Raw genomic sequence first — 15,771 nt, forward strand, 5'->3', positions numbered from 1 at the left:
GACACGGCCCCTTCGCGAGCAAGCCCGCTCCCACATTTTCAGACCCCATTTCCAACCGTTGGAATCGCGTCAATTCATAAGAAATGTAGCCTGAGGAGACCCCTATGAACGCTGCCATCGACGTTCTGCAATCCACCCATCAGCACATCAACCGCGATCGCTTGTGGCAGTCGCTGATGGACCTGGCCAAATTCGGCGCTACACCCAAAGGCGGCGTGTGCCGACTGGCCCTCACCGACCTCGATCGCAAAGCCCGTGACCTGTTTGTGCAGTGGTGCGAGGAAGCCGGTTGCACCGTGACCATCGACGGCATCGGCAACATCTTCGCCCGTCGCCCGGGTCGCAATCCCGACTTGCCGCCAGTGATGACGGGCAGCCATATCGACACCCAGCCCACGGGTGGCAAGTTCGACGGTTGCTTCGGCGTGTTGGCGGGCGTGGAAGTGCTGCGCACCCTCAATGACCTCAAGATCGAAACCGAAGCACCGCTGGAAGTGGTGGTGTGGACCAACGAAGAAGGCTCACGCTTTCCGCCGTGCATGATGGGCTCTGGCGTGTTTGCCGAGAAATTTACCCTGGCCGACACCTTGGCCAAGGTGGATGTGGAGGGCGTGAGTGTGGGGGATGCGCTCAATGCAATTGGCTATGCGGGCACGCGGCCGGTCAGTGGGCATAAGGTCGGGGCTTACTTCGAGGCGCATATTGAACAAGGGCCGATTCTTGAGGATGAAAAGAAAACCATCGGCGTGGTGTTGGGGGCTCTGGGGCAAAAGTGGTTCGACCTGAAACTGCGCGGTGTTGAGGCGCATGCGGGGCCGACGCCGATGCACTTGCGCAAAGATGCGTTGGTGGGCGCGGCAGCCGTGGTGGCGGCGGTGAATGCGGCGGCGCTGGGGCATCAGCCGCATGCGTGTGGCACTGTCGGGTGCCTGCAGGCTTATCCTGGATCGCGCAACGTCATCCCCGGTGAAGTGCGCATGACCCTGGACTTCCGTCACCTGGAGCCGGCACGCCTGGATTCGATGATTGCCCAGGTGCGCAAGGTGATCGACGAAACCTGTGTCAAGCATGGGCTGACGTTTGAGCTGGAACCCACCGCCGATTTCCCGCCGTTGTATTTCGATAAAGGCTGCGTGGACGCTGTGCGGGATGCGGCGAATGGGCTGGGGCTGTCGAACATGGACATCGTCAGCGGGGCAGGGCACGACGCGATCTTCGTCGCCGAACTCGGCCCGGCCGGGATGATCTTTGTGCCGTGCGAAGGCGGCATCAGCCACAACGAAATCGAGAACGCCGCACCGGATGACTTGGCGGCGGGGTGTGCGGTGTTGTTGAGGGCGATGGTGGCCGCTTCGGCAGCGATCGCCAGCGGCAAACTCGCTGCCTGACAGGCGGTTGAAAAATGTGGGAGGGGGCAATCCCCTTCCCACATTTGAGCTGTGCTGTTTGAACGGGTTTGCTGGGCATTAGACCCAAATTGCGTCCCATAACGGGTAGTCGCCAATCCGCTTCACCAACCCGGCCCGCAGTGGATTGGCCACCACATACCTGGCCATCTTCACCACGTCATCCTCCCTGCGCAGCGCGCGGTCATGGAAACTTTCCTGCCAGAGCCTTCCCTTGCGCCCACTTGCGCCATTGACCGACCGCGTGCTCTTGGATTTCACATGCCGCATCAAGTCTGCCAGCGAGCCTTTTTGCAGTTCGATAATCCAGTGGAAATGGTCCGGCATGATCACCCACGCCAGGGAGTTGGCGAGCCCTCGGTATTGGGCCAGCCGAAATTGCCAAACCACCAGGCGACCCAGGTGGAAGTTGCTAAAGATGGGAAGACGTTCGTGAGTGTTGGTGGTGATGAGGTAGATGCGGCTGGGTTCGCTGAAGCGTCCAATGCGCAGGCGGTGTGAAGCGGGTAAGTCAGGCATTCCTTGGCCTCTCTCTGGATGGGTGTTGAGAGGCTAGATCGGGTAATCCAGGAGTGATCGACAGGCTTTTGGCAGGATGTGTCTGGAGGGCCGCCATCGGGGGCAAGCCCCCTCCCACATTGGATCTGAGGTGTTCATACATTTTGTGTCTGGCGCAGACCCCTGTGGGAGTGGCAAGCCCCCACCCAAATTGGATCTGAGGTGTTAATACATCGTGTATCTGACGCAGAACCCCTGTGGGAGGGGGCTTGCCCCCGATAGCGGTGTATCAGTTACAAATAAGCCTTATGGCACACCGCCATCGGGGGCAAGCCCCCTCCCACATTGGATCTGAGGTGTTCATACATTGTGTGTCTGGCGCAGAACCCCTGTGAGAGGGGCAAGCCCCCTCTCACATTGGAACCGAGCTGAACCTACGAGCGATCTGAGGCGCCCGGTTGCCATCCACCGCCGAGCGCCGTCACCAACCCCACACTCGCCTGCAACTGCCGCGTCTGCACCGCCTGCAACGTCCTCTGTGCCTGCAACGCCGCTGTCTGCGCCGTCACCACATCCAGGTAACTCACGGCACCGGCCTGATAGCTGTTCATCGCCAGAGATTGCGTGTGCTGCGCCGCATCCGCCGCCGCTTGTTCGTCCTGCGCTTCCTGCTGCAAATCCCTTAGCTGCGCCAGGTTGTCTTCCACCTCGCGCACGGCTTTGAGCACGTGGCTGCGGTACTGCGCCGACGCCTCTTCAAACTCGGCTTTGGCCTGACGTTCATTGGCACTCAAGCGTCCGCCATCAAAGATCGGCAAGTTCACCAACGGCCCCAGCGCCCAGTAGCGGTTACCGGCGGACAGCAGGTTGCCAACCCCCTGAGTTTGCCCGCCAATCAACCCGGTCAAGCTGAAGTCCGGGTACCACGCGGCTTTCGCCACGCCGATGTTGGCATTGGCAGCAAACACTCGGCGTTCCGCCGCCGCGATGTCTGGGCGCCGTTGCAACAGGTGGCTGGGCAACTGCGATGGAATCCCTGGCAGCGCAATCAATTGCTGGCTGGGCGGCAAGCTGAAGTTACTGGCCGCCACGCCCACCAATTCGCCAATCGCGTGTTCGGTCAGGTTGCGTTGCCCGCGCACTTCGTCCAGTTGCGCCTTGGCTTCGGCCAGTTGGTTTTGCGCACGGGTGAGGTCCAGCTCCGAGGCAATCTGGCCTTCGTAACGGCTGCGCGTGAGTTGCAACGCCTGGCTGAAATCGTCCAGTGAGCTGTTCAGAATCCGGCTCTGCGCATCCAGCCCGTTGAGCTGCACATACAGCGTCGCCAACTGGTGCTGCAGGCTCAGGCGCGCCACCGCCAAATCATCGCCGGATGCTTGCGCCTGGGCATCGCCAGCCGCGACCTGGTTGCGAATCTTGCCCCACAGGTCCAGGTCGTAGCTCAGCGAGAAGCCCGCCGTATTGCTGTTGTACACCGACGGCTGCGTATCCCCGCGCAGTGGTCGTGTGTCCGATTGCCGCTGGCGCAGCGGCTGCGCACTGGCAATAATTTGCGGGAACAACCCGGCGTGCAACTGGCTGGCATACGCCTGGGACGCATCGAAATGCGCCAATGCCGCCGCCAGATCCGGGTTGGCCTTGAGCAGTTGCTGTTGCAGGTCGGTCAGGCGCGGATCGTTGTAGAGCTTCCACCACTCGGGCGCCAGTTGGTCGGACGGTTGCGCGCTGTGCCACGGGCCATCGCTGGTCTGTTCGCGATAGCCGGCCGGCAGGTCCACCGACGGCACCTTGTAGGTGGGCGCCATCGAGCAGCCCTGCAACAGCAGCAGCATCAACGCCGCCAGGGGTTTAAGCCTTGGGCGCATGCGCACCTCCGGCGTCGGCCAGTTGCACGGGGTCGCCTTCGCGCAGGGCATCGGGCGGGTTGTCGACCACGCGGTCGGCGGGTTTCAAACCTTGGTCGATCACCAGCCGTTCGCCGAGGTCGAGGCCGATGTGGATGCCTTGCAGGTGCACGTGATTTTGCGCGTCCAGCACCGCAACCTGGGTACCTTGGGCGCGGAAGATCAGTGCGCTGGCCGGGATGCTCACGCCGTGGGTATCCGCCGGAATGGGCAGCGTGGCTTCGGCGTAATCACCGGGCAGCAATTCGCCGTTGGGGTTGTCGGCGACGAACTGCGCAAGCAGGGTGCCGGAGCGGCGGTCGATGGCCGTGGAGTCGCCGATCAGGCGCGCCTTGAAGTGCTCGCCGGGATGCTCGGGCACCGTCAGCTCGGCTTCTAACCCTGGATGGATCACGGCTGCATAGTTCTGCGGCACGGGCACGTAGAGTCTGAGTTGATGGGTATCGGCAATGTTGAACAGCTCCGGGTCGCTGTCGGTATCAGCCTTGATCAATTGGCCAATATCGGTATTGCGCGCGGTGATGGTGCCGGCGAATGGCGCGCGGATGGTCTTGTAGCTTTCCAGTGCCGACAGGCGTGCGTAGTCGGCGGCGGCCGCCTCGGCATTGGCTTTGGCGGCGGCAGCGTTGGAGGTTTTTTCATCGGCCTCCTGACGCGACACCGAATGGCTGGCCAACAGGTTCTGCCAGCGCGTGGCGGTGGTTTCGGCCAGGCGTGCGTTGGCTTGCTCCTGCACCAGCCGCGCGTGGGCCTGCGCCATTTGCTGATCGAGGTCGGGGCTGTCGATTTCGGCGAGCACTTGCCCGGCTTTGACCTGGGTGCCGATGTCGGCTTTCCAGTCCTTCAAGTAGCCGCTGACGCGTGCATGGATCGGCGCCTTGCTCCACGCCTCAAGGTGCGCGGGCAGGCGCAAGGTGTCGCCGGCCACGTTTTGTTTGGGCTGGAACACCATCACTTGCGGGATGGCGGCGGTTTCGGTCCAGGCACTCACCGACTGTTCGTGCATCGTGCGGGCGTGCAGGCCGTTGGCGACCAACAGGGCGGCCAGTGTCAGGCCGCCGACACCCATGAGCATCAGACGCTTGCGCGAGGGTTTGTGATCAGACGACATGTGAAGTTTCTCCAGCAGCAGCGCGAGTAGGGTGACGACCGTGGACCAGGCTGAAGACCACGGGTACAAACAACAGGGTGGCGACGGTGGCGAAGATCAAGCCGCCAATCACCGCCCGGCCAAGGGGCGAGTTCTGCTCTTCGGACAACGCCAGCGGCAACATGCCGATGATCATCGCCAGAGCCGTCATGCACACTGGCCGAAAGCGCGTGTAACCGGCCTCCATCGCGGCCTTCAACGCATCGCCATGTTCGGCCAGGCGTTCACGGCAGAAGCTCACCACCAGGATCGAGTTGGCGGTGGCCACGCCCATGCACAGGATGGCCCCGGTCAACGCCGGCACCGACAGCGAAGTGCCGCTGAGGAACAGCATCCACACGATGCCCGCCAGCGCGGCCGGCAAGGCGGTAATGATCACGAACGGGTCGGCCCACGACTGAAAGTTGACCACGATCAGCAAGTAGATCAGCACCACGGCGCCAAGCAGGCCGAAGCTCAAACCACTGAAGGCCTCGTGCAGCGCATCGATCTGCCCATGCAGGCTGATCACTGCGCCTTTGGGGCGCATGGAGGCAGTGTCATCCAGCACTTTTTGCACGTCGCGCGCCACGCCGCCGAGGTCGCGGCCTTGCACGTTGGCATACAGGTCCAGGGTGGGTTCGATGTTGTAGTGGGTCACCACTGCCGGGCTTTGCACGCGTTCGATGGTGGCTACGCCGCCGAGAATTTGTGACTGGCCATCGGCCCCGGTGACCGGCAAGGCTTCCAGTGACGGCAGGCTGTCGAGGCGGTATTGCGGCGTTGCCGCCACGATGGAGTACGACACGCCGTTGGCCGGGTTGAGCCAGAAGGTCGGCGCGGTTTGCGAGCTGCCGGCGAGGGAGGCGACCATGCTGTTGGTCACGTCACGCTCGGTGATGCCCAGGCCATTGGCGCGCATGCGATCAACATTGACTTGCAGCGATGGGTAGCCGGTGGACTGCTGGATGCGCAGGTCGGCGATGCCCGGAATGTGCGACAGCCGACGTTCGAGTTCCACCGCGTAGGTGCGGTTTTCTTCATCGCTGCGCCCGGAGATTTTCACGTCCAGCGGGGCCGGTGCGCCGAAGTTGAGGATCTGGCTGCTGATGTCCGCCGGCAGGAACGCGAAGTGGCTGCCGGGGAAGCTTTCCGGCAAGGCTTCACGCAGTTTTTTCACGTAGTCGGCGGTGGGCGCGTGGTCTTTTTTCAGCGTGACCTGGATGTCGCCATCCTGCGGGCCGATGGTGCCGCTGCTGCTGTAGGCCATGTCGATGCCGCTGAGCGGAATGCCGATGTTGTCGACGATGGTGTCGAGTTCTTCGGCGGGTATCACTTCGCGAATCCGCGCTTCAATCCGGTCGAACGCCGCCGCGCTTTCTTCAATCCGCGTGCCCAGCGGCAAACGCACGTGAAGGGCGAGGGCGCCGGCGTCGGTGGCCGGGAAGAAGTCCTGGCCCAGGCTGGGCAGCAGCAGGAACGAGGCAAGCACGCAGGCCAGGAAGCCGACGATAAAGCGCTTGCGGTTGCCCAGCGCGAGAATCAGCAAGCCGTGGTAAGTGTCGCGGATATTCGAGAAGTGGCGCTCGAAGCCTTGCTGAAAATTAAGCACCGATTGCAGCACGGCGTTGCGTGGTTTCTTGTGCTGATCGCCTTCGTGGTGGTTGATGAATGCATCTTCGGGGTGATGCCCTGCGCCTTGTTCCGGTGTGTGCGGCTTGAGCAGGAACATCGCCAGGGTCGGCACCAGGGTGCGCGAAAGGATGAACGAGCTGGCCATGGCGAAAATCACCGCCAGCGCCATTGGCCGGAACAGGTAGCCGGCGATGCCTTGCAGCAGGAACATCGGCACGAACACGATGCAGATACACAGCAGCGAGACGAACGCCGGGCCGACGATTTGTGCGGCGCCGTCGAGGATCGCGGTCTTCACCGCCTTGCCTTGCTCCAGGTGCCAGTTGATGTTTTCGATGGTGACCGTGGCGTCGTCCACCAGAATCCCCACCGCCAACGCCAGCCCGCCCAGGGTCATGACGTTGAGGGTTTGCCCGGTGACCGCCAGCAGCGCGATCGCCGACAGCACGGCCAAGGGAATCGACGCAGCGATGATCAGCGTCGAACGCCAGCTGCCGAGGAACAGCAGGATCATCGCACTGGTCAGCAGTGCGGCGATGATGCCTTCCTGGGCCACGCTGCCCACCGATTGCTTGACGAACACCGAGGCGTCGCCCAGCAGCGAGGTCTTCAGCGACGGCGGCAGGGTTTCGTTGATGCGCGGCAACATCTGGCGGATGCCGTCGATGATCGACAAGGTCGAGATGCTGCCGTTTTTCAACGCCGGCATCAGCACCGCGCGGTGGCCGTCGACGCGCACGATGTTGGTCTGCGGCGGCGAACCGTCACGCACGTGCGCCACTTGGCCGATGGTGATCAGTGCGCCATCGACCGTCTTGATCGGCAAGTCGTTGAGTTCATCAATCGCCTTGGGGCTGTTGTTGAGCAGGATCGTGTATTCGTTGGGCCCGAGTTTGGCGGTGCCCACCGGGATGATCTGGTTCTGCAGCGCCAGGGCGTTGCCCACGTCCTGCGCCGACAGGCCTTTGGCCGCCAGGGCTTGCGGGTCGAGGTCGAGGGTGATCTGGCGCTGCTTGCCGCCCATTGGCGTGGGCATGGCCAGGCCGGGCAGGGCGCTCAGCGGCAGGCGAATGTTGTTCTGCACCAGGTCACGGATCTTGGCTTCCGAAAGGCTGGGGCTGGAGAACGCCATTTGCAGGATCGGCACCGTGGAGGCGCTGTAGTTGAGAATCAGCGGTGGCGTGATGCCCGGTGGCATCTGCTTGAGCACGGTTTGTGACACCGCGGTCACTTGCGCGTTGGCGGTGCGGATGTCCACCCCAGGCTGGAAGAAGATCTTGACGATGCCCATGCCGGGCAGCGATTGCGATTCGATGTGTTCGATGTCGTTGACGGTGGTGCTCAGGGAGCGTTCGTAGGTGTAGATCACCCGACCGGCCATGGCGTCCGGCGACAGGCCGTTGTACTGCCAGACCACCGCGACGACGGGGATGCCGATATCGGGGAAAACATCCGTAGGGGTTTTCAGGGCCGCCATCGGCCCGACGATACAGATGAATATGGCCAACACGATAAACGTGTACGGCTTTTGCAGTGCGGTCTTTACCAGCCCGAGCATGCGTGAACCTCCGAGGGAGCAGAATTGCAAACCCCGGCAGTCTTGCCCGACCCACCTAACACGCACCTTTCAGCCAGGTGAAGGAACATTTAGTTAACGGCTGAAGATCGTTTCATATGTATTCATTTGTTCTACAAAGGGCAGCTCTCCAAGCTTGTCTCCCATCGGACGCGACACATTTTGACGCCGTCCAACGTTTTTTTCTGATGTCCTTTGGAGCCCTGCCATGTCACTTAAACCATTGTTGTTGATCCCAGCCCTTGGTGCTGTTTTGTTGTTGTCGGCCTGCGCCGGCCCGATTCCCAAGGCTGACCCGAGCGAAGCCTGGATTGGTTTGAAAGAAGAGGCGCCGAATGACCTGATGGCCGAGCGTGTCGACGGCAAGCGTGTGGACGACGGGCGCTTTTTTGAGGTGACACCGGGTGACCATCGCCTGGATGTGACCTTATTCGAGGAGGAGGCAGGCGATGACAATCAGCAGGATTGCCAGGGCCGGGTCGAGTACAAGCATTTTCAGGCGGGTGAGCACTACACCCTGACTGAATCGAGCCTGGGCACCACCGTGCGTGCCGTCCTCAAGGACGGGCACGGCAAGGAAGTGGCAGCGACTCAAGACTTCAATTGCATGCCCGGCTAGGCGTGATGCACCGCGGCCTTGGGGTGTTTGGCCGGTGCAGCAGGTTTGACGTGGGGGTGATGATGCCGGCGAGTCACGCGCATGACCCCCCACAACATGGCGCTGGCTACCGCCAGCCAACCGCAGATCAACAGGAAAATCGTTGTTGCAAGGCTCATTCGGGCCTCCTTTCGCCCCGCAGGGGGCCCACACAGTCTTCTCAATGGACAGTCTAGCTACCTGACGGTTGCCTGCTATTGACCAATGGTCGAGTCCATCCAACTTGTTTGCTCTATCCAGTGCATTTTACTGACGCCTCGGGCTATACCCGCCTTGCGGAGCATCCTATGATCAGTGCCCTTACCGGCAGTTGATCAAGAGAGTAAAAAATTGCGGTTACGGTCGAACGTTAAAACATCCTTGCTGCTGGCCTGCGCCCTGGGGCTCGCGGCCTGTTCCGGGCACCCGTCGAGGTTGGCGGGCCTGCCGGAGCGTGTCGAACTCAACGGCGTGCCGACCTTTCGCAGCGAGGCTTACCTGAGTGGCCCCTCGGCTTTAGCCAGCATGCTGTCGCAACAAGGCATTGTCATGACACCCGGCTTGCTGGATAAGCCCCTGCACTTGCCAGGCGGCGAGGCGGACCTGGAGCGCAACATGCAGGTGCTGGCGCGTGAATACGGGCTGATGGTGTATCCGCTGGACAACCAGCTGACGGCCGTGCTGGCGCAGGTGGCGGCGGGTTACCCGGTGATGGCGCGGATCAACCCGAGCTTTTGGTCCGGCACACGCTATGTCGTGGTGGTGGGGTTCAACCAACAGAAGAGCACGGTGCTGTTGCGCTCGGGCATGGACCGGCGTTTGGTGATGAGCTTCAGCGACTTTGAGTCAGCGTGGAAGAGCGCAGGCAACTGGGCCATCCTGACTCAGCGTCCGAGCCAGCTGCCGGCGAATGTGGATGAGCAGCGCTGGCGGGCGGCGGCGAACGCGACCGCCCAAGCCGGCCAGGAGCAGGCGGCGGCGCAGGCGCTCAAGGTGTTGGCGCAAAGAAAGTAAAACTGCACAACGTCTGAAAATACGCTGAACCCCATGTGGGAGCGGGCTTGCTCGCGAAAGCCGAGTGTCAGTCGATACATTCATGACTGACCCACCGCCTTCGCGAGCAAGCCCGCTCCCACATTGGAATTGTGGTGCTTAGCGACGCACTTCTGCGGCGTTCGGGCGGTTCTTCAGGTTCTTGTCGGCCTTGTAGCGCAGCGCTACGTCCGGCACCGAACCGCTCTTGCCAGTCTCGACCCAGTTGCGAATGCGCCCGGCATCGGCAAAGTGCGTGAACTTGCCGAACGCATCCAGAATCACCAGCGACACTGGGCGGTTACTCATGCTGGTGACCAGCACCAGGCAGTGGCCAGCCTGATTGGTGAAACCGGTCTTGGTCAATTTGATGTCCCAGTTGGCGCGGTTGATCAGGTGGTCAGTGTTGGAGAAACCCAGGGTGTAGTTGGGTTTGCGAAACGACACGGTCTTTTCCTTGGTGGTGCTCAACTGACTCAGCATCGGAAACTTGCGCGCATAGGCCAGCAGCTTGCTCAAGTCGCGCGCGGTGGAGACGTTGTGAATCGACAGCCCGGTGGGTTCGACATAGTGCGTGCTGGTCATGCCCAGGGCCTTGGCCTTGGCGTTCATTGCGGCAATAAAGGCTGGGTAGCCGCCTGGGTAGTGGTGGGCCAGGCTGGCGGCAGCGCGGTTTTCCGAAGACATCAGGGCAATCAGCAGCATTTCCTTGCGCGGCATTTCGCTGCCGATTTTCACGCGCGAGAACACGCCTTTCATTTCTGGCGTGTCTTTGATGTTGATGTCGATGTACTCGTCCATGTTCTGCTTGGCTTCAAGCACGATCAGGCCGGTCATCAGTTTGCTGACGGAGGCGATGGGCACGACCACGTCGGGGTTGCTGGAATAGATGACTTTGTTGGTCTGCAGGTCAACCAGCATGGCGCTGCCGGAAGCGATCTGCAGTTTGGAGGTGTCGCGCGGGGCCAAGGTGGTTTCGGCTGCGTGCGCGAAGGTGCCTGTAAATGCAAAAAATAGGCTGACGATAGAGAGACGAATTTTCACGCGGGTGAACTCGCTAAAAAGTAAGGAAATACCGTTCAGGAACGGGTTATATGACAAATGCCGTTACATTTTAGGAGTATGGATCAGAAAGCGATAGAGAGCCTTTAAATAAAGGCGGTAAGCCGATGATTGGTTAGGGTTGTACCGATTTTGTACCAATCATTGCCTGCTCAAGCTTTCCGACTTCTGACCAGTCCGTGGTTGACGAAAGCCACTTTGCATAGGTCGTCAACAGCACTTGGATGCTGTGCCCAAGCTGTCCCGCGATGAAGGCAGAGTTCATTCCAGCCATCAAACACATAGTGGCATAGGTATGGCGGCAGTTGTACTGGGGCCGAGGCCGTATTTCCAGAGCAGCCAGTGCCTTGGCGAACTGCTCTCCGGTCTGGGAGGGTCGACCGATAAAATCCGAACTGCCCGAAGGCGGGAAAACATACGGCGACTCTGTTTTGATCCTCCTCCGCTGTAGCAAGCGGTCGTCGGCGATTTGCCTGGCCTGCCGCAAGGCATTCAGAGCACGACTGTTGAGCATTACCGTTCTAGCGTACTTCGTCTTAGTACGCTCTTCTACTTCCCCGTCCACAACGATGCGGCATACGTGCGCGGTGCGCGTATCCATGTCGACCTCGCCCCAGCGCAAAGCCGCTATCTCTCCTGTCCTCATCCCGCTGAAAAAAGCGAACTCAAAGTAGGCCGCGAATATCCGCGCGCCAGGCTTACTGAAGTTCGCATACATCCAGTCAATGATTGCAGTCGCCTCAACACCAGAAAACGGGTCCACCTGCTTTTTTGCCTTCTTCGGCAGCTTGATCGGTGTCGCCGGGTTGCGGTCGATTAACTCATCTTGCACCGCGGCCTTGAGCAGCGAGGTGACCCGGGCTATGGATTCACGTTTAATCGATTGGGTTTCCCATACGGTTTCGCTGATGATCCTGCGCAGCACCATGGTGGTGATTGCCGTGATCGGGAGCTGACCGAGCCACGGCATCCAGTAGGTGTTGATCGTTGCACGATAGTTTCTGCGCGTGCCGGGCACGATCTCTAGGCTGTTGATCCAAGCCTGAGCGTACTCGCCGAACGTCATTGTCAGTGAAATTGGCATGTAACTAGAGTTCGGGAAAAGTTCAGCGTAGCGCTGATCATCCAGAACCCCATGCTTTGCCAGGCTTATTACTTGATCGCGTAGATCGGCTGCCGCTTTAATCCCTTTTGGTGTTTGTGGGTGTGCGAGAGTCTCGCAGCGTCGCTCGCCGCGCCAGGTGAACCGAATGCGAACGGACTGGCCAGCGAATTCAACTCCTGTGGGCAGGCCCATTGGCTTTCTAGCCATGCTTCATATCTCCTTAAGCTATAAAAAATCCGACCATCTATCTTGTTCCACACACCCTCAGGGATGACGCCGCGATCCCGCTTGCCTTCCAGGGCGCGCTTGGTAGTGCCAATGATTTCGGCCATACGCGCCTCGGGCACTTTGTCGAGCTGAAACGCTTCTGGTCTTTCTTGTGGCTCAGGCATAGCTACCTCCCGCCGGCCGCCGTGGGCCGAGCTGTCTTTATGATGTGGATGACCATGCCGAAAGTGATCAGCAGCCAGATGCACGTGCCTGCAAAGGCAGCGAGGATGTCTGCCGTCTCGCCATCCATGAGCAGGCAGGGGCCGATCCAAAAGAACCAGCAGGCCGTGGCTGACACGTAGAGCAGAACGCCCAGCATCAGCAGGGTGAGTTTTATTGCGTACATGGGGTGTCCTTGCCGCGCTCGGCGGCAGCGTTAAGTAGTCATGACTAAGCCGATGGTGTTCACCGGATCTGTGCGGGAGCCGATAGCAAGGTAAATTTCATACTAATGATCCGAGCATTTAGTAAGCTTCGTAGCTCGCTATGGAGTGCGGTGATGAATTTTTCGAATGTTTTTGTGGGGCCATGGTTTTTGGGAGGCGTCGCTAGCCTGGCGTGCGGTTCGGTTTTCACAGTGCCTGCCATGACCGGGCTTGGTTGCTCTCTGCTAGTTTGTGCGTTCGTTAGGGGTTAGACGGTAAGGCCGCGCTGGGCGGCAGAAGGTGGGTTAGGGTTATGCTCTTTCGCAGAGGTCCAGGCCGATCTGGCTTACACGATCGACACAGGCAGGGTTCAACCAGATGCATTCGGTTCGGTTGGCTGTGCCGCGCCCGGCGCTGATGCGGGCGGATGTGCTGTAGCTGGCCCAGCCGGGTAGAAGCTCCGCGTACAGGTCACTCGGGTATCCCGACAGCACGACCATTCCTTCTAGCTCGAGCAAAACCCCGAGTAGCTCGCGGTGTGCGGCATCATCCATCTCGTGTTTGTAATACCGTCCGCTCGACGCGCCTTTGTACCTGGTGTCATGCACGTAGGGAGGGTCGACGTAATGCAATGTCTGCGGGCCGTCGTGCGCCTTGATCACCTCTATCGCGGGGCGGTTTTCGATTAGCACGCCGCTGAGCCTCTGGCCAACCTCGGCAAGTTGCTCCGGATAGGAGGCCCAGAGTGACTGGGCTGTGCCGTATTTGCGTTTGGTGTCGATGCGGAAGCCGGTCACGCCCTTAGTCGCACCGGCGGAGCCGAACCCCATTTGCGCCCTGATGATGGTCCGCCTTGCACGCTCGATCGGCTCGGCGCTCGGCTCCCAGGAAAGTTCGAACTCTTCGCGGGAGTAGGGCGTGAATACCAGGCGCTCGATAAGTCCCGATCGCGACTCCTGATCTTGCAAAACCCTGAACAGATTAACGATATCGCCATCGAGGTCGTTGTAGACCTCGGCATATGACCGAGGCTTTTGCATCAGCACGCCTGCGGCGCCGCCGAATGACTCTACGTAGCATGTGTGCGGTGGGAAGTGTAGCAATACCCACGGCGCAAGCCGGAACTTGGCGCCGTGGTACCGGATGACCGGGGCGGTGATGGTCATAATTATTTTCCAGGCGTGCGCCCGCCGCTCACCGGCAGGCATGTAGGGGGATTGGGGTTAGGGGGTCTTGCGTTCTGGCGGGGAGGGCGGGAATCCAAAGCAGTGCCGGCGCTTTCCGGTATAGCCGCATTCGCTGCAACCCGTGGACGGGCCGCAGCTGCAACCACCCTCGCAACCCCAGCCACACCCCGAGCAATCCAAAGTGCACCAGCTTTCCTGCTCGACCTCGCCTTCCTGGTTGATCGAGTAGTTGACTCGGCGGTCGAGGCGAAAGCCTGTGATCTTCTCGGCATCCTCATAGGTCGCCGGTACCGAACGGAACCCATACTGGGCGGCAGGATCATCCACGAAACGGCGAACAACTCTCATGGTCTCGGCCCCTTGTAGATGAAGACGTAGGCGAACCAGAGTGTGGCGATCATGGCGTCATCCGCTTGAACTCGACCACCCAGACCCACGGGTTGGCGTCCCAGTTTCCACCGACGGATTGCCACAAGTCGCGAAATGCTGGAACCGGGTACTTGTGGCAGGCGCCACCTTCGTCGCTCGCGCACCACTCACGAAGCGGGCCTCGGTGAACTCCCTCGGCCGCAGCTTGCTCGGTGGTGATGTCCTGCAGCCGCTCGACGCGCACGTCGGTGATCTCCAGCAGGATGCGGCTGGCCCAGCGCGGCATGTGAATACTCGGGCGCCATGCGCCGTCATACTCCATGGCTTCAGTATCTGGCTTCCATTCCGCTTTCGCTGGGATCTGATTCAGCCCGTAGTCGCCCGGCGGACAGCTTGCCCGGTAGATCCGTGCCGCACCCTGTTCGTCGCCTTTGACCAAGTTGTCTTGCCAGTCGATACAGCAGCCGTCCTCGTTGCCGAGCAAGGCGAAGGTCTCGCGCACCCACAGTCGGTCGCCGGGCTTTCCGTACGGACACTTGCACCCAGACTCGCCATCGCGCCACCAGGCGCCACAGATCTCTGGCCCTGCCTCTTGATAGCCGTGACGATTCGTTACAGCTACGTTGTACAAATCGACAGTGATGGTGGCGTCGGCGTCGGGCTGCGACTTCATTACCCGCCGCGTGACCGTCTTCCGGCCTTCCAGGATGGCGCGCACCATCGGCGCCGAAAAGAGTATTGGCCGTTCCTTTATTTCAGGCATGCCGGGTTCCTTGCCGCTATAGCGGCTGACTGTGAAGGGGAGGGGTTAATTAATGACCTTTGGTCGGATATGCGGAACCTTCGGCGCCACACGTACCTATCCGCCGGCATTGGTGTAATCTTGAGCGACACACATCTAATGGGGCCGGACCATGCGTACCCGCGGTCAGATCTACTGGAATTGGGCTGATCCTGAATTGCATTGCCGCAATCACGATGAGCGTCTTCCATCTGGCATCTTGCTGAACATCCAAGTCCGACTGTCAAAGACCAATCAGACCCAGTTGTTCGTTGGTATTTACGGACAGACTGGAATGATGATTTTTGAAGATAGTTTTCTTGATCGCCCTGGGCAGACGATGTCTCAGGCTCTGGTCTGGGGCTCGGATTTTGCTCGCGAGAGAGTTTCGCTATCCATACCCAACCTTGCTTCTCCCCCAAAAGAGCGACGTCAAAGGTCGTTCTAGCTTCGAATTCAACCGCTTATCAGCTGATGTGGATCTTTGGAGCGACTGACTTGTCACTCTTTTGGATCCAAAATTAATCAGATCCGTTATGAGGCCCACTTGGATGAGCCTCTGAGGAAAGCGGTATGGAAGACGTTCGATTCAAATACCACGAGCTGCTCGTAGAACTCGATGCTGCCACTAGCAAAATGATGATGTTGGTGTCGGCCGGGCAGATGACCGGGCCTGAGTGGCTTGAGTCTGCTCAGAAGCATCATCACGCCTATGAGGCTTGGAAAGATTTTCTAAGGACTGCCCCGGCAGCTTCGGAAAGTCACCATTAGTCAGCAGGTGCTGTCTTGTAATATGCGCGCTTCGCGGGAGGAGT

General features: G+C 60.2%; 16 protein-coding genes. 4 read left to right on the forward strand and 12 right to left on the reverse strand.

The annotated features are described in order from the left end of the window. Positions 1-104: 104 nt before the first annotated feature. The gene (locus ACP7B3_RS27600; protein ID WP_426182406.1) at positions 105-1,388 is read left to right on the forward strand and encodes a Zn-dependent hydrolase; all 1,284 of its coding nucleotides are present in this window, start codon (positions 105-107) and stop codon (positions 1,386-1,388) included. Positions 1,389-1,466: 78 nt separating this feature from the next. On the opposite strand, the gene ACP7B3_RS27605 is transcribed toward ACP7B3_RS27600, so the two are convergent. The 4 genes from ACP7B3_RS27605 to ACP7B3_RS27620 all read right to left on the reverse strand — a co-directional run bounded on the left by ACP7B3_RS27605 (position 1,467) and on the right by ACP7B3_RS27620 (position 8,130). Further along, positions 1,467-1,925, reverse strand: a complete 459-nt coding sequence (locus tag ACP7B3_RS27605) for an REP-associated tyrosine transposase (RefSeq protein WP_426182409.1) — start codon at positions 1,923-1,925, stop codon at positions 1,467-1,469. 413 nt (positions 1,926-2,338) lie between these two features. Continuing rightward, positions 2,339-3,769: an efflux transporter outer membrane subunit gene (locus ACP7B3_RS27610; protein ID WP_426182412.1), complete on the reverse strand. Its 1,431-nt coding sequence runs from the start codon at positions 3,767-3,769 to the stop codon at positions 2,339-2,341. After that, positions 3,753-4,919: an efflux RND transporter periplasmic adaptor subunit gene (locus ACP7B3_RS27615; RefSeq protein ID WP_426182415.1), complete on the reverse strand. Its 1,167-nt coding sequence runs from the start codon at positions 4,917-4,919 to the stop codon at positions 3,753-3,755. Before ACP7B3_RS27615 ends, ACP7B3_RS27610 begins: the two co-directional genes overlap by 17 nt. After that, positions 4,909-8,130, reverse strand: coding sequence for an efflux RND transporter permease subunit (locus tag ACP7B3_RS27620; protein ID WP_426182418.1), 3,222 nt, complete (start codon positions 8,128-8,130; stop codon positions 4,909-4,911). The genes ACP7B3_RS27615 and ACP7B3_RS27620 overlap by 11 nt, the downstream gene beginning before the upstream one ends. A gap of 226 nt (positions 8,131-8,356) precedes the next feature. Here ACP7B3_RS27620 and ACP7B3_RS27625 point away from each other — a divergent pair, with 226 nt between their 5' ends. Then, on the forward strand, positions 8,357-8,767 hold the full coding sequence (locus ACP7B3_RS27625) for a hypothetical protein (RefSeq protein ID WP_106578850.1): 411 nt from the start codon (positions 8,357-8,359) through the stop codon (positions 8,765-8,767). On the opposite strand, the gene ACP7B3_RS27630 is transcribed toward ACP7B3_RS27625, so the two are convergent. Beyond that, positions 8,764-8,925: a hypothetical protein gene (locus ACP7B3_RS27630; RefSeq protein ID WP_178119724.1), complete on the reverse strand. Its 162-nt coding sequence runs from the start codon at positions 8,923-8,925 to the stop codon at positions 8,764-8,766. The genes ACP7B3_RS27625 and ACP7B3_RS27630 overlap by 4 nt on opposite strands. Positions 8,926-9,136: 211 nt before the next feature. On the opposite strand from ACP7B3_RS27630, the gene ACP7B3_RS27635 reads away from it, so the two are divergent. Then, positions 9,137-9,799 (forward strand): peptidase C39 family protein, encoded by a 663-nt coding sequence (locus ACP7B3_RS27635; protein ID WP_145163786.1) that lies wholly within the window; start codon positions 9,137-9,139, stop codon positions 9,797-9,799. Between the two features lie 138 nt (positions 9,800-9,937). On the opposite strand, the gene pbpG is transcribed toward ACP7B3_RS27635, so the two are convergent. The 7 genes from pbpG to ACP7B3_RS27670 all read right to left on the reverse strand — a co-directional run bounded on the left by pbpG (position 9,938) and on the right by ACP7B3_RS27670 (position 14,938). Further along, positions 9,938-10,861, reverse strand: coding sequence for a D-alanyl-D-alanine endopeptidase (pbpG, locus tag ACP7B3_RS27640; protein WP_145163788.1), 924 nt, complete (start codon positions 10,859-10,861; stop codon positions 9,938-9,940). A gap of 133 nt (positions 10,862-10,994) precedes the next feature. Next, positions 10,995-12,131 (reverse strand): tyrosine-type recombinase/integrase, encoded by a 1,137-nt coding sequence (locus ACP7B3_RS27645; protein WP_256676501.1) that lies wholly within the window; start codon positions 12,129-12,131, stop codon positions 10,995-10,997. Continuing rightward, the gene (locus tag ACP7B3_RS27650) at positions 12,032-12,376 is read right to left on the reverse strand and encodes a hypothetical protein (RefSeq protein WP_256676495.1); all 345 of its coding nucleotides are present in this window, start codon (positions 12,374-12,376) and stop codon (positions 12,032-12,034) included. Before ACP7B3_RS27650 ends, ACP7B3_RS27645 begins: the two co-directional genes overlap by 100 nt. A gap of 2 nt (positions 12,377-12,378) precedes the next feature. Further along, a complete protein-coding gene (locus ACP7B3_RS27655) occupies positions 12,379-12,600 on the reverse strand; it encodes a hypothetical protein (RefSeq protein WP_145163792.1) in 222 nt (73 codons plus the stop codon). 330 nt (positions 12,601-12,930) lie between these two features. Beyond that, positions 12,931-13,785: a DNA adenine methylase gene (locus ACP7B3_RS27660; protein WP_145163794.1), complete on the reverse strand. Its 855-nt coding sequence runs from the start codon at positions 13,783-13,785 to the stop codon at positions 12,931-12,933. 57 nt (positions 13,786-13,842) lie between these two features. Continuing rightward, positions 13,843-14,154: a hypothetical protein gene (locus ACP7B3_RS27665; protein WP_145163796.1), complete on the reverse strand. Its 312-nt coding sequence runs from the start codon at positions 14,152-14,154 to the stop codon at positions 13,843-13,845. A gap of 49 nt (positions 14,155-14,203) precedes the next feature. After that, on the reverse strand, positions 14,204-14,938 hold the full coding sequence (locus tag ACP7B3_RS27670) for a morphogenetic protein (RefSeq protein ID WP_145163798.1): 735 nt from the start codon (positions 14,936-14,938) through the stop codon (positions 14,204-14,206). A gap of 591 nt (positions 14,939-15,529) precedes the next feature. On the opposite strand from ACP7B3_RS27670, the gene ACP7B3_RS27675 reads away from it, so the two are divergent. Next, positions 15,530-15,727 carry a hypothetical protein gene (locus ACP7B3_RS27675; protein WP_145163803.1) on the forward strand — a complete coding sequence of 66 codons (198 nt, stop codon included), beginning with the start codon at positions 15,530-15,532 and terminating at the stop codon, positions 15,725-15,727. Positions 15,728-15,771 lie beyond the last annotated feature (44 nt).

The organism is Pseudomonas sp. TWRC1-2, assembly GCF_049896685.1.
Lineage (GTDB): Bacteria > Pseudomonadota > Gammaproteobacteria > Pseudomonadales > Pseudomonadaceae > Aquipseudomonas.